Origin of the sequence: Burkholderia sp. SRS-W-2-2016, from assembly GCF_001931485.1 — a bacterium.
GTDB lineage: Bacteria > Pseudomonadota > Gammaproteobacteria > Burkholderiales > Burkholderiaceae > Paraburkholderia.
This window is the reverse complement of the sequence record NZ_MSDV01000020.1, coordinates 14638-27689: the sequence shown is the minus strand read 5'-3', so window position 1 is coordinate 27689 and position 13052 is coordinate 14638. Positions and strand designations below refer to the sequence as shown.

Annotated in this window: 12 protein-coding genes and 1 pseudogene; 5 read left to right on the top strand and 8 right to left on the bottom strand. The window is 65.2% G+C overall.

Annotation, left to right across the window (positions count from 1 at the left end; translation table 11 throughout):
• Positions 1-80: 80 nt before the first annotated feature.
• The 6 genes from nusA to BTH42_RS08690 form a co-directional block, all read right to left on the bottom strand.
• The gene (gene nusA / locus BTH42_RS08715) at positions 81-1556 is read right to left on the bottom strand and encodes a transcription termination factor NusA (RefSeq protein ID WP_075297946.1); all 1476 of its coding nucleotides are present in this window, start codon (positions 1554-1556) and stop codon (positions 81-83) included.
• A complete protein-coding gene (rimP, locus tag BTH42_RS08710; RefSeq protein ID WP_062123533.1) occupies positions 1553-2011 on the bottom strand; it encodes a ribosome maturation factor RimP in 459 nt (152 codons plus the stop codon). Before rimP ends, nusA begins: the two co-directional genes overlap by 4 nt.
• Before the next feature lie 637 nt (positions 2012-2648).
• On the bottom strand, positions 2649-4472 hold the full coding sequence (gene rluB / locus BTH42_RS08705) for a 23S rRNA pseudouridine(2605) synthase RluB (protein ID WP_075297944.1): 1824 nt from the start codon (positions 4470-4472) through the stop codon (positions 2649-2651).
• A gap of 63 nt (positions 4473-4535) precedes the next feature.
• Positions 4536-5507, bottom strand: coding sequence for an SMC-Scp complex subunit ScpB (gene scpB, locus BTH42_RS08700; protein WP_075297942.1), 972 nt, complete (start codon positions 5505-5507; stop codon positions 4536-4538).
• Between the two features lie 423 nt (positions 5508-5930).
• On the bottom strand, positions 5931-7139 hold the full coding sequence (locus BTH42_RS08695; RefSeq protein WP_075297940.1) for a pyridoxal phosphate-dependent aminotransferase: 1209 nt from the start codon (positions 7137-7139) through the stop codon (positions 5931-5933).
• 88 nt (positions 7140-7227) lie between these two features.
• On the bottom strand, positions 7228-8130 hold the full coding sequence (locus BTH42_RS08690) for a LysR family transcriptional regulator (RefSeq protein WP_075297938.1): 903 nt from the start codon (positions 8128-8130) through the stop codon (positions 7228-7230).
• 409 nt (positions 8131-8539) lie between these two features.
• Between BTH42_RS08690 and BTH42_RS08685 the strand changes: the two are divergent.
• Positions 8540-8935, top strand: a pseudogene (locus tag BTH42_RS08685) (transposase); the annotation flags it as partial.
• A gap of 346 nt (positions 8936-9281) precedes the next feature.
• The gene (locus BTH42_RS35925) at positions 9282-9533 is read left to right on the top strand and encodes a hypothetical protein (protein WP_075297936.1); all 252 of its coding nucleotides are present in this window, start codon (positions 9282-9284) and stop codon (positions 9531-9533) included.
• Between the two features lie 358 nt (positions 9534-9891).
• On the opposite strand, the gene BTH42_RS08675 is transcribed toward BTH42_RS35925, so the two are convergent.
• Positions 9892-10212 carry a hypothetical protein gene (locus BTH42_RS08675; protein WP_075297934.1) on the bottom strand — a complete coding sequence of 107 codons (321 nt, stop codon included), beginning with the start codon at positions 10210-10212 and terminating at the stop codon, positions 9892-9894.
• 265 nt (positions 10213-10477) lie between these two features.
• Between BTH42_RS08675 and BTH42_RS08670 the strand changes: the two genes are divergently transcribed.
• From BTH42_RS08670 to BTH42_RS08660, 3 genes are all read left to right on the top strand, one after another.
• Positions 10478-11197 (top strand): YdcF family protein, encoded by a 720-nt coding sequence (locus tag BTH42_RS08670; protein WP_372237251.1) that lies wholly within the window; start codon positions 10478-10480, stop codon positions 11195-11197.
• Positions 11198-11465: 268 nt separating this feature from the next.
• A complete protein-coding gene (locus BTH42_RS08665; RefSeq protein WP_075297930.1) occupies positions 11466-11705 on the top strand; it encodes a hypothetical protein in 240 nt (79 codons plus the stop codon).
• A 271-nt stretch (positions 11706-11976) separates the two neighbouring features.
• Positions 11977-12234 carry a DNA-binding protein gene (locus BTH42_RS08660; RefSeq protein ID WP_075297928.1) on the top strand — a complete coding sequence of 86 codons (258 nt, stop codon included), beginning with the start codon at positions 11977-11979 and terminating at the stop codon, positions 12232-12234.
• 69 nt (positions 12235-12303) lie between these two features.
• On the opposite strand, the gene BTH42_RS08655 is transcribed toward BTH42_RS08660, so the two are convergent.
• Positions 12304-12594 carry a putative quinol monooxygenase gene (locus BTH42_RS08655; RefSeq protein WP_075297926.1) on the bottom strand — a complete coding sequence of 97 codons (291 nt, stop codon included), beginning with the start codon at positions 12592-12594 and terminating at the stop codon, positions 12304-12306.
• Positions 12595-13052: the final 458 nt, after the last annotated feature.

Here is a 13052-nt window from a genome sequence, read left to right as displayed (position 1 = left end):
GCAAGGACCGATTCCTTGCGGTTAGCATCGGGTCATGCGGCCTCGCGGCCGCGTTCAATTCAGTGCGCCATGGTCATTTCTCACTGGAACCAGTGTTCACGTGCTTTCATGATCAACGCCTTAGCGGCATCCTCTTCCATCCCGGTCATCTCGACCAGTTCATCCACGGCCAGCTCGGCGAGTTCGTCGCGCGTCTGCACCTGGTGTTCGGCCAGCTTCGCGAGCAGGTCGGCGTCCATGCCGTCCAGGCTCTTCAGGTCGAGTGCGACGTTTTCGACCTTCTCTTCATTCGCGATCGCCATCGTCAGCAGCGCGTCGCGCGAGCGGTTGCGCAGTTCGTGGACGGTGTCTTCGTCGAATGCTTCGATTTCGAGCATTTCGTTGAGCGGCACGTAGGCGATCTCTTCGAGACTCGTGAAGCCTTCGTCGATCAGGATGTCGGCGACTTCTTCGTCGACATCGAGACGCGCCATGAACAGGTCGCGCAGGACGCCGCGTTCCTGATTCTGCTTCTGCGCAGATTCATCCGGCGTCATGATGTTGATCTGCCAGCCGGTAAGTTCGCTGGCGAGTCGCACGTTCTGGCCGCTGCGGCCGATTGCGACCGCCAGTTCGTTCTCGTCGACGACGACGTCCATCGAGTGCTTTTCTTCATCGACGACGATCGACTGCACGGCTGCCGGCGCGAGCGCGCCGATTACGAACTGGGCAGGGTCTTCCGACCATAGCACGATGTCGACGTTTTCGCCACCGAGCTCGTTGCGCACGGCCTGCACGCGCGAACCGCGAATGCCGACGCAGGTGCCGATCGGATCGATGCGCTTGTCATAAGCGACCACGCCGATCTTCGCGCGCACGCCCGGATCGCGGGCGGCCGCCTTGATCTCCAGCAGACCCTGCTCGATTTCCGGCACTTCCATCTCGAACAGCTTCATCAGGAATTCCGGCGCGGTACGCGACAGCTCGATCTGCGGACCGCGCGCGGTGCGATCGACCTTCGCGATGTACGCGCGCACGCGGTCGCCCACGCGCAGGTTTTCCTTCGGGATCAGCTGGTCGCGGCGCAGCAGCGCTTCGACGCGGCCCGATTCGACGATGAAGTTGCCCTTGTCCAGGCGCTTCACCGAGCCGGTCATGATGTGCTCGCCGCGCTCGAGGAAGTCGTTCAGGATCTGCTCGCGCTCCGCGTCGCGCACCTTCTGCAGGATCACCTGCTTGGCGGCCTGCGCACCGATCCGGCCGAATTCGATCGACGGCACCGGCTCTTCGATGTACTCGTCGAGCTGGATGCTGGGTTGCTGCTCGCGCGCCTCGAACAACAGGATTTCCTGATCCGGTTCCTGCAGACCGGCTTCGTCCGGCACCACTTTCCAGCGGCGAAACGTTTCGTGTTCGCCGCTTTCACGGTCGATATGGACGCGGATGTCCGCATCTTCTTCGAAGAGTTTCTTGGAGGCCGAAGCGAGAGCCGCTTCGAGCGCGGCAAATACCACGTCCTTATCGACATTCTTCTCGCGTGCCAGCGCATCCACCAGCATCAACACTTCGCGACTCATTGTTTGCGGCTCCTAAAGTCAACTTTTGGAACAAGGCGCGCCTTGTCCATGTCCGCGAGCGTGAAATCGAGCATCGCGGCGCCTTCTTTTCCTTCAAATTCCAGACCGATCGTTTCGCCCTGCGGAGCATGCAGAATGCCCCGGTACGATTTCCGTCCGTCGAATGGCTTTTTCAGTGTGATAACCGCCTCGCTGCCCGCGAAGCGTTCAAAGTCCGCCAGTTTTTTCAGCGGGCGGTCGAGACCAGGCGACGAGACTTCGAGCCGCTCGTAATCGATATTTTCGACCGTCAGAACGTGCTGGAGCTGACGCGTGACTTTCTCGCAGTCTTCGATCGCAATGCCGGCCGGCTGGTCGATATAGATACACAACATGCCGCGCCCGGTGCGCTCGAGATCGACGAGCTCGTAGCCGAGTCCCACGACCGTGGTTTCAATCAGTTCCGTCAGTTGCACAGTGCCCTCTTAGATGTTCGCGCAGCGAGCCTCGCGCCTCTGCTGCAAACAACCAAGCGGGCCGCGCGCCAAGCCGGCGCACGTTCATGCGAACCCGAGATGCCGAACCACGAAGAACTGAGCGGCAAAAAAAAATGGGCTGAACGCCCATCATCTTATTGCCGGTGGTCGCACCTGAGCCGCACATTGAAACCGTACGCCCAGCGACTTCGCGATTGTAGCCTTTTTTCGGTTCAAACGCAATCTGCCGGATGCCGTGCAGCATGCATTTCCGCTTGATTTCATGGGAATCTTTGGCCGATATGGCTGCGATCCGCGGCTTTTGCAAGGCGGCCGGCAGTGCTGCGAAGCTGTGTCGGCAGGAGGCGGTAGATGCGTTGCTGCGATCCAGCCCTTATTGGGCTGCCACGTGCGTTCAATCGGCGCCAAAAGATCCGGAAGCTCGTCGAATGCGATACGTGGCGAAGCGCCATAAATACTTAAAGGCGAGTAACCGCCTCGCCTTTTTGCACGAGCAGTATTTCTGCTCGGAGCTTGTAGGAGCGCCACCCGGGCGCGACCACAGTGGTGGCCGTTTGCGGCCCGGCAGACGACGGCCACTCGCCGTGACCATCTCCGCCAGCGCCCGCAATCCCGCTTAACGGCCGCGCGAGCGACCCCGCGGCGCGCCTGCGCCGCCACGATTCGCGCCACCCGGATTCGTATTGCCGCCTGCACGATTGCCGTTGCCGCCACGATTACCGCCGGCACCGCGGTTGCCCGCATTGCCCGGCGCGCCGGCACGCTTGCCGCCGGCACCAGCACCGGCACCCGCGCCGGGACGCGCGCGATTGCCATTCGGCGACGGCGCGCGATTGCCGTCGACATCCCGGCCACGCTGACCGCCTGCGCCGCGATTGCCATAACCGCCGCCCAGGCCGCCGCCGAAGCCCGCGCCAGCGCCACCACCGCCACCGCCACCGAAACCACCGCCCGCCGCGCCGCGACGCCCCTGGCCACGCGGCTGCTGCTCGAACCGGCTATGCGACATCAGCACCGGCTCACGGTTGATGAAGCCCATCGAAGTCTGCATCGGATCCGGCTGACGGCGCTCCGGCGCCGCATTGCGACCGCCGCTGCGCTCTTCGGCCGGCGCCTTCAGGCCGACCGACGCCATCAGCGCGCGCACCTGATTGTCCTCGAGCTCTTCCCAGCGACCACGCTTCAGACCGCGCGGCAGCGAAATCGGGCCGTGACGCGTACGGATCAGCCGGCTCACCATCAGGCCGGCTGCTTCGAACATCCGGCGCACTTCGCGGTTACGGCCTTCGGCCAGCGCGACGTGATACCAGTGATTGGTGCCCTCGCCGCCGCCATCGCGAATGCGCAGGAAGTTCGCCGGACCGTCTTCGAGTTCGACGCCGTGCAGCAGCTTCTGGCGCATCCCTTCGGCGAGTTCGCCGACCACCCGCACCGCGTACTCGCGCTCGACGCTATAACGCGGATGCATGAAGCGGTTCGCGAGATCGCCCGAGGTGGTCAGCATCAGCAGACCTTCGGTGTTGAAGTCGAGACGGCCGACCGCGAGCCACTTGGCGGTTTTCATCGGCGGCAGCTTGTCGAACACCGACGGACGGCCTTCCGGATCCGCGTGACTGACGATTTCGCCGGTCGGTTTGTGGTACAGCAGCACGCGCGGCGGCTTGCTGGCCAGCTTGCGCTTGACCGGCTTGCCGTTGATGCGAACCTGGTCGGTCGGCATGATGCGCTGACCGATGTGGGCCGGCTCGCCGTTCACCGACACGCGGCCGGCGATGATCAGCTCTTCCATGTCGCGGCGCGAACCCATGCCCGCTTCGGCCAGCACCTTGTGCAGCTTCGGCGCGTCGTCGTCCGGCGACAGCACGCGTTTCGGGGCCGCGGCCTTGCCACGGCGCAGCATCGGCGCGCGCACGCCGCCCGTCGTGCTGTTGTCGGCGTCGAACGCCGGCGACGTCACGTACGAGAACAGATCGTCTTGAGGAGTCTCGGCGGCCGCGGGCGCATCGCCACCGCCGCGGCGGTTCTGGCGCTGACCGCCTTCGCGCGGCTGACGCTCGCGCTGCTGGCCTTCGCGGGGCGCGCCCTGCTTCGCGCCAGCTGCATTACGTCGGCCGCCCTGGCGCGCGCCCGCGTCCTTGCGCGGCATGCGCACCTGCGCGACGACCTCACCGTCCGGCGGCGCCTCGGTAACGACCGGCGCGCCCTGGGCGGGCGCGCCTTCGGCGGCCTTCGTCTTCGCCCCGGCGCGGCGTCGCGCGATCAGGCTGCGCGGCCCGCGACGCAGGCCGCGGCGCGGACGCTCTTCGCCGTCCGCTTCCGGATTCTGCGCCGGGCGCTCGCCCTCGCCGGCCGACGCTTGCGTGGTGCGCGCTTCGTCGGTCCGCGCCGACGGCACGGCGCGCTCGGATTCGGACGAATCGGTGTCGTGGGTATGTGTCAAAACAACCTCAAAGTGTCAGGTCGCGCGCGCCCATTGCGGGCGCGGCTAAAAAGTTCGGTTACGTCAGGCGCTGCGCGACTCGGTTTCGTCGTCGGTCAGAAAGCCTGCGTCCTGCGCGGCATCGCGGCGATCCTCGGGATCGTCGTGCGCCGCTTCGATCGGGTTCGGCTCGGCGACGTGCTCCGTATCGCGAGACACGCCCGAGTCGTGCGCGGGTGTTGCCGGATCGGTCTGGGGGACCGGATCGTGATGCTGCGCCGAGCCGGCGACGCTGGGCTGGGTCGCCGCGCGTGCCGGTTCAGTCTGTTCTGTTGCTTCTTGCTCCTGCGCCGCGCTATCCGGATCGGCAGCATCTGCCGTGCCGGTCGCGCCGGCGGGCTCCGCTGCCGGTTGCGAATCCGGCTCGCCTGCCGGTTCGGCTTGCGGCGCGTGTTCGAGCGTTTCGTCCGAAGCCGCGCTCTGCGCGTCGCCCTCGGCGAATTCAATCGCGTGCTGGCCCAGCAGATCGGCGTTCAGTTGCGCGGACGGATCCGCGAGCGGCGGCAATTCGTCGAGCGCCGTCAGGCCCAGGTCGTCCAGGAACTGCCGGGTAGTCGCGTACAGCGCGGGACGTCCCGGCACGTCGCGATGTCCGATCACTTCGATCCAGCCGCGATCCTCCAGCTGCTTGACGACCTGTGTATTCACCGTCACACCGCGAATTTCTTCGATATCGCCCCGCGTCACCGGTTGCCGGTAGGCAATGATCGCGAGCGTTTCGAGAACCGCGCGCGAATATTTCGGCGGTTTTTCCGGATGCAAACGATCCAGATACGAACGCATCGCGGGCTTGCTTTGAAACCGCCAGCCCGACGCCAGCCCGACCAGCTCCACACCGCGCCCAGACCAGTCCCGCTTAAGGTCTTCGAGCAAGGTCCGAACGGTGTCTGCCGACACGCCGTCGGCAAAGAGCTTGCGCAATTCGCCGAGCTTTAACGGCTCCTGCGCGCAGATCAAGGCAGTCTCGAGGACGATCTTCGCCTCTTGGGTATTCATGCAGCTAGGTCAGACCCTGTGGTCAAAGAACCGGATCAAACAGACGATGTGGAACTGAAGACGCGCTCGCCCGATTCTGATCGGTCATATTGATGGGAGCACGCACCGGGGGGCGGCGAACAGACTTATCGAGCCAGACCCAGCCGGACGGAGCAGCGATATTCCTGAAGGGAATCGCGTGACTGAGCGCCATATTACGCAAAAACGACCGGGGCGTAAAGCCGCATCAGCCGTGCATCGCTTGCCGCGAGCGGGCCGGCGAGCCCGTGCGGCAAGGTGTGTAACACGCCTGACGCGCGACAGGAAAACCCGCCGCGAGGGAAATTGCGGCGTGGGTGCGCACCCAAGCCGGCGCGCTTGCGGCGGTGGCGCGACCCGACCGCGGCCCGCGCCACCGTGCACAGCTGTCAGCGCAGACGCCCGTCAGCCGCGCGGGTGCCGCGCCAGAAACTGCCGCAGACGCTCGACGCCCGCATCCAGCCGCGCGGTATCGCACGCATAGCACCAGCGCACGAAACCCTCGCCCTGCGGCCCGAACGCGCTGCCCGGCGCGATGCCCAGCCCGACCTCGCGCACCATCGCCTTGCACAACTCGAGGCTGTGCGCCGAGCCCGGCATCGAAAAGAACAGATACATCGCGCCCAGCGGCGCCTTCACGTCGACGCCCGGCACCGCCGACAACGCGCGCACCAGGTGATCGCGCGAGGCCTTCAGGTCCTGCACCAGCTCCTGGGTGAAGCGCTCGCCCTGCTCGAGCGCGGCGATGCCCGCCTGCTGCACGAACGACGGCGCGCACGACGTGTTGTACTCGACCAGCTTCCCCAGGTCGTCCATCAACGCGGTCGGCGCGACGATCCAGCCCAGCCGCCAGCCGGTCATCAGCCACGCCTTCGAGAATGAGTTGACGCAGATCACCCGTTCATCGCGCGTCGCCAGATCGAGGAACGACGGCGCGGTGCGGGCGGCGCTCGCGGCCTCGGGGTAGTAAAGCCGCTCGTACACTTCGTCCGCGACGATCCAGATGCCGTACCGGCGGCAGTGCTCGAGCACGACGCGCTGATCATCGCGGCTCATCACCCAGCCGGTCGGATTATTCGGCGAGTTGATCATCAGCATCTTCGTGTCGGGCGTCAGCGCAGCCAGCAATTGCCCGAGGTCGAGCTGCCAGCCGTGCTCGCCGTAGCCGAGCGAAACCGTTTCGACGTGCGCGCCGAGAATCTTCGGAATCTCGACCAGATTGGGCCACAGCGGCGTCACCGCGACCACGCGGTCGCCCGCGCCGACCACCAGTTGCGCGGCGAGCATCAGCGCGTTGACGCCCGCGCTGGTGACCGCGATCTGCTCAGCGGAAGTCGCGCCGTGCAGTTCGCTCACATAGCCGGCCAGCGCGGCGCGCAACGGCGCGATGCCCAGGTTGTGGGTGTAGAAGGTCGCGCCGGCGGCGAGCGCGGTGCTCGCGGCGTCGCGGATGAAGGCCGGCGTCACGCGGTCGGACTCGCCGAACCAGAACGGCAGCACGTTCTCGACGCCGAAACCGGCGTTGGCGACTTCACGGATCTGCGACGGGCGCAGCGCGCGCACCGCGTCGCGTGCATTCGGGATGGAGGGCACAGGCAGGTCCAATTCGCTCATCGGGGCTTCCGGGGGGATGAAAAGATCAGATTCGGCGCACACGCTACCAGCGGGCGCCGCGGAGGCGCTAGTGTAGCGCGCGCCCCCGTCAGTTCAACTCCTCCGCCCGTCCGGGCAGTTGCCGGATCAGATCCCACACCGCTTCGGCGGCCGGCGACAGCGAGCGGTCGCGCCGCCGCACCAGTTCGACCCGCCGCTCCGCGCGCGGCACCAGCGGCCGCGCAACCAGCGACGCTCCCGCCGGCAGCGGCAGCGCGAGCCACGGCAACACGCTGATGCCGACGCCCGCTTCGACCAGCCCGAATACCGTCGCCGAATGCCCGAGCTCCTGCACCACGCTGGCGTTGACGCCCTGCGCCTGCATCGCGGCGTCGATGATCGGCCGGCTGCCGGATGCGTAATCGAGCATCACCAGCTGCTCGCCGTCGAGATCCTGCCACGCGACCTGTTCGAGGGCGGCGAGCGGATGGTCGTCGCGCGAGACCACGCAGAACGAGTCGGTCATCAGTGTCTCGCTGAGCAGATCGTCGTCGGCAAACGGGCCGATGATCACGCCGAAATCGACCTCGCCCGACTTCACCTTGCGCACCACGTCGCTTTGCACGTCGTCGCGCAAGCCGAGCGTCACATACGGAAACTGCCGCACGCACGCGGCCACGACCCGCGGCATCAAGCGGCACGCGACGGTCGGACTCGCCGCCACCACGACCCGGCCGCGGCGCTGCTCGCCGATTTCGCGGATCTCGCGCAACGCGTCGTCGAGATCCGACAGCAGGCGCGACACGCTCGACACCAGGTTGCCGCCGACATCGGTCAACTGCACCTCGCGCGTCGTACGATCGATCAGCTTCAGCCCGATCTCGCTTTCGAGTTCGCGCACACAGCGGCTGACCGCCGACTGCGTGAGCCCGATTTCATCGCCGGCCCGACTGAAGCTTTGCAGGCGCGCGACCTCAATGAAAACCCTTAGTTGTCGCAGCGTCACATTCATTTGCAGCCCTCATCAATAATGCAATTTGATGCGCATTGTACGGCCAAGCCCGTGCTGGGGTGGGCGTTTCGGCGTCTTCGCTGCAATGCAGCAAAAAGGCGCGGACGCACGCTGGCCGGGCCTGTCTGCACAAGATTGGTGATTGTCCCGATTTGCGAGATGGGTTTTTTGGATTCTTATACGGCCCTGGTCGGCGCCCGTGCTGGCCCGCCGCCACAAGGCTTTCAGGCAATCGGAATCAGATTGGCATAGTTCGTGCATTACGAGACGCACAGGGACGGCGCCATGATTTCCGGCTGGCTGGCAAAGCGTGGCAAGCCCGTTCCCTTTAACACTCGCCTATCGAGTCCCTGAAGAGTGCGCGGCGCGGGGCAGCGCACCGGAGTTAGCTTCGCTGAGGTGAAACATGATGCTGTTCGATGATTTGAGAGACAACGAGTGGGCGCTAGTCGAGGCTTTGTTCTGTGCCGAGCCGGCGCGGAGCGAACGGCGTGGCCGGCCGCGAGTGGAAGCGCGCGCGGTGGTTAATGCGGTGCTGTGGGTGCTGTCGACGGGCGAAGGCTGGTCCAAGCTGCCCGGCCGCTACCCGTCGCCGCCGACGTGCCGGCGACGCTTCGACGAGTGGCAAGCCGACGGCACGCTCGCTGAAATTGTGAAGCGGCTTGGCACCAGCGGCCGCGAAATTTCGCTGCGCGGCCGGATCGGCGCGACGGCGGCCAAACCGCCGGCACCGCCGAGTCGGGACCGTCTGCGCGGCGCATTCTGGACCAATCCGGAATCGTGGCGCGCGCCGGTCAAGATGGCCTGACGCGACACTGCCTTATACCGGGCGCCTGCGGGCGCCCGGTTTTTTATCGGCGCCGCCATCCGATCCGGTTAGCGTTCATCACCGGCGCGGCTTCGCGGTGCGCGCCCCTCTCCTGCCCGACACGCCCAAACGTGCTTCGGCGATCCCGCGGCGCCCTTTGGACGACCCATTGCGCACGACCTTCCCCACCTGTCGCCGGCGCTGCCTCTGACACCCGAAGCGAGCAAAACGCTCCGCGCGAAACATCCATTTACTATTAATTACAGCGTGCTTTCGCAACGCGGCATAAGTTTGTACCTATGCAAACAGACCTTGAGTCAATTGGCTTAGGGGGGAGCTTGGTATGAAACCAATGTCACTGCTGTTGTGCGGCATTGTGATTTCATCGATGGCCGCACCGGCATTCGCTCAACAACGCCCGCAAGGATGGAACTGGCGACCGGATCGACCGGCTACGCTGGAAGCGTGGCAGCAAAGCGAAGCGCGCAATCGCGACTTCACGCCGCCGGCGCCGCGCGGGGATCTGCGCGGGGATATCGCCAGCAACGTGCGGGCGCGGTCCGATGCGCCTCGCGATGAACCGCGGCGCCGTTGACGTGCCAGGCCGGACGGAAACGATGGATGCCGCGCGAAATACCGGAACGATCGCTGTCGCAACGCTGAATAAGCGGGGAACCACCTGGCGCCGCGCCAGTCTGATTCAACGCCATTAGCACAGCGTGGCAGTAGTAATTCCGGTACGCCCGTATCTTCGCGATACGGGCTTTTTTTTCGGGCGGAAGGGTATGCGAAACACCTTGGAGATCGGCCGGCGCGCACGCGCGGTCGCGCGCGACGGGAGAGCAGCGTATCGCTCCCCTGCCGCGCGCGGCAGCCGGTCAGCGGAACAGGCGGCCCGCCCAGGGGCGGTACGCCCTGGCGGACAACGAATCTGAACAGCGATGAACCCTGAGCTAAGGCCTTACCTCGACCGCCGCAACGGACTGCCGCTCGGCGGCCAGAACGTAATCGTTCATGCGTTGCGCGGTCCACGTGAGCAGACGCTCGTCGTGCTCGAGCCGCGCGAACTCGGCTTTGCCGCGCTCGGTGAGCACGGCGATGTCGACTGGGGCATGAAAGCCGGGGGCCGGTGCAACGGTGCGCTGTCTAACGGTATCCATCAGACCCAGCGCGCGGAGATATTGGAAGACACCGGGCCTTCTGGCCCAGGGAACCTGACGATATTGCGCTCGCCGCAGCGCTTCAAGTACGGCTTCGTTGGAATACGTGGTCATCTCACTTCTTTCTTAAAGTGCAGCTATGACACATCCGTGCCCACGCTTCACCGCGCCACCGGTGACGCGCGTGGCACCCGCTTCTGTCCGGAAGCTCGCCGCCCATGCGGCAGCGGATTCCCAGCAGATGCTGCCTGGTCTCGCTTTCGGAACCCCCGTCTGAACGTCGTGCTAGCGTTCTCTCTACGAACCGACGATGCAACCGCCGCGGCGCGATGGCAAGCCCGTAGATTTGTCCCGAAAGACATACGTTACCCCATTTAAATTGATTCTATTCATTTTATTAGCGCTTTTTTTTGCAGCAATCGTGCTGTGGAAAAGCGCCCGTCGCCCCCTTGTAATCTGCGCGCTTGCGCTGTTCTGGCTACTCGCGGCCGGCTGGCTGGCCGCGCCGCTGCTCGATCTCGCGCAACCGCAACGCAACAGTGCCGCGCCCGCGAAGTTTGCGCCCCACACCGCAATCATTCTGCTCGGCGGCGGCACGGTCTACGACGACGACCACGAGCTGGTGCCGCCACGCGACGTGCTCACGCGCATCGAAGTCACCGCGCAGAACTACGCCGCCTGCAAGCGCACCGCGCTCAGTTGCCAGGTGATCGTGAGCGGCGGCAATCCGCAGCGACACAGCGCGACCGAAGCCGACACCTACCTGCCCTACCTGCTGGATCGACAGGTGGCGCGCTCGGACATCGTGCTCGAAGCGACCAGCCGCACGACCTACGAAAACGCCCGCAACGTATCGGCCATTGTTGGCCAATCTCATTACGACACGTTGATACTTGTCACGTCCGCGTATCAGATGCCGCGCGCGCTGCTCGACTTCGAGCACTTCGGCGTCGAACCGCAGCCGCAGATCTCCAGCGCGCGCTCCGCCCGACTCGGCGTGCTGCCGCGCTTCGGCAATCTGGCGGTCGCCGAAATCGCGCTGCACGAGCTGGTCGGGATTGCGCAGTTTCATGTGTATAGCGCGATCGGCTGGTTCTGAGCAGCCGGTGCGGGAACGCGCGTTATTTAACCGTGCGAAGCATTTGCGGACGCGGCCGCCACGCGCTCGAACGCCAGGCCGAGATGGGGAGAGCCCCGCTGCGCAGGCCGGTTCGACGCATTGCGCATCGACGGCAATTACGAGATGTAACAAATGTTTAGCGCGGTTACAAACCCATCGGCTGGAGCGGAGTTTGCTGGATAGAATGCATTGTCTTTCCTGATGGACAGGCAATACTTGGGTCCACCACCACTCTACGGAGGTAACGATGAAGAAAGTGTCCCTGGCGATCCTGGTTTCCCTCTGTGCCGTAACGGGCGCGGCCTACGCGCAAGATGCCGGCATCAGAACCAGCACCGATCCGGCTAAGGCAGCGGACATCGAACAGCGCGCGCAAGACTTGCAAAATCGCCAGCAAGCGATGGACAGCGCGCCTGCCACGCCGGCCAAGCATCACAAGATGGCTCCGCACCATCACAACAAGAAGGCCCCCGACGCGGGCACCTAAGCCCACGTAACGGTCTCGCCGCGCGGTTCTCGCCGTGCAGGTGAAAAAGCCGAAGCCGGCATCGCCGGTTTCGGCTTTTTTGTTATCTGCCCGTTCCTCATGAAGACAGCACCGGCCGCCGCGGCTACGACGCGGCGCGAGCACGCCGGCTCACCCGCCTCGCCACCGCGCAAGGCCGCGGGCGCTCGGCTTTCGGTATGCTAAAGTCGCGCACCGCCCGGCGCCCCGCCGGCATCCCCTAACCCGTGCGCACTCAGGTGCGGAGGACAGCATGAGCAACATCCAGCTAGATATCGAATGGACCGAAGCAGCATCACGCAAGATCGAAAAACTGATGCCGCGCGGCGGTCAGGAAGCGTACCTCGCGCTGCCGCCCGTCGAATGCCTGCCGATGGAAGGCGACGTGCTGTTCCTCGGGCCGGCCGGCAAGCAGCAGCCGTTCATCGTCGCCGAGCGCCAGTATCACCATGACGGCGACGCTGACTGGACCATCATCCTGATTCTCGACGTGCCGCAAGCGTCGCACTAAAGCGCGGTCACGCGCGAGGCGGCAGGCCACGCGGCGCGCGGATGCGCGTCGCAGGCGCGCCGCCGACCATCACGCAATCTTCGACACGACGCGAATTTCCGCGTGCTCGACCCAGTCCGCAACCGCTACGCGGTACGCCTGGATATGCGCCGATTGCGCATGCGCGGCCAGCGCCTCCTGACTCGTCCAGCGTTCGACGAACACGAACCGGCGCGGCTCCTGCAGGTCGCGGTGCAAGTCGTACTGCAGCACGCCCTCTTCAGCGCGCGTCGGCCCGACGATACCTTCGAGGGCCACGCGCAGTTGCTCCTCATGGCCCGGCTTCGCCACCGAAATTGCGACCACCGCGATTTCCGCCATTACCTCATCTCCTTTTCAAGAAAAGCAGCAGCATAACCGTGCCGCGGTGAACCTGCCGATACGCCCGCCACCAGCACGGCTGCGCAACAATCCCGTCTCCGTCCGCCAGCGCGCCAGGGCTCTCAGGGCTACCTCGAACCGCGCCGGCCCGGCCAGCCGGAACGCGGCCGGAGCCCCGTCCCACAACTACGCAAGCCGCTATCGTGGGCCGCCCGCGGACGCATCATCCGTGCCTGGAATTTGGCGGGCGGGCACTTCCCGCCCTGTTACGCTCGGCATGTAGGGCAATGATTGTGATTGAGAATCGATCTCGCGCCGGCTCCGGCTCCGAACGGTTCGGCGAATTATTCGCAATGCATTGTCGGAAGGCCACGGGTGGCCGGTTTGCGGGCAATTTTCGGGCGTGGGTGTTTGTGATACCCCGCACATTGTTGCGCGCGCCAAACTGCTAGACTGAT

What these genes read in the sequence shown, in the direction of transcription:
- nusA (WP_075297946.1), bottom strand. Translation starts at nt 1,556, where the DNA reads ATGAGTCGCGAAGTGTTGATGCTGGTGGATGCGCTGGCACGCGAGAAG.
- scpB (WP_075297942.1), bottom strand. Translation starts at nt 5,507, where the DNA reads ATGAATACCCAAGAGGCGAAGATCGTCCTCGAGACTGCCTTGATCTGC.
- BTH42_RS08695 (WP_075297940.1), bottom strand. Translation starts at nt 7,139, where the DNA reads ATGAGCGAATTGGACCTGCCTGTGCCCTCCATCCCGAATGCACGCGAC.
- BTH42_RS08690 (WP_075297938.1), bottom strand. Translation starts at nt 8,130, where the DNA reads ATGAATGTGACGCTGCGACAACTAAGGGTTTTCATTGAGGTCGCGCGC.
- BTH42_RS35925 (WP_075297936.1), top strand. Translation starts at nt 9,282, where the DNA reads ATGAAACCAATGTCACTGCTGTTGTGCGGCATTGTGATTTCATCGATG.
- BTH42_RS08675 (WP_075297934.1), bottom strand. Translation starts at nt 10,212, where the DNA reads ATGACCACGTATTCCAACGAAGCCGTACTTGAAGCGCTGCGGCGAGCG.
- BTH42_RS08665 (WP_075297930.1), top strand. Translation starts at nt 11,466, where the DNA reads ATGAAGAAAGTGTCCCTGGCGATCCTGGTTTCCCTCTGTGCCGTAACG.
- BTH42_RS08660 (WP_075297928.1), top strand. Translation starts at nt 11,977, where the DNA reads ATGAGCAACATCCAGCTAGATATCGAATGGACCGAAGCAGCATCACGC.
- BTH42_RS08655 (WP_075297926.1), bottom strand. Translation starts at nt 12,594, where the DNA reads ATGGCGGAAATCGCGGTGGTCGCAATTTCGGTGGCGAAGCCGGGCCAT.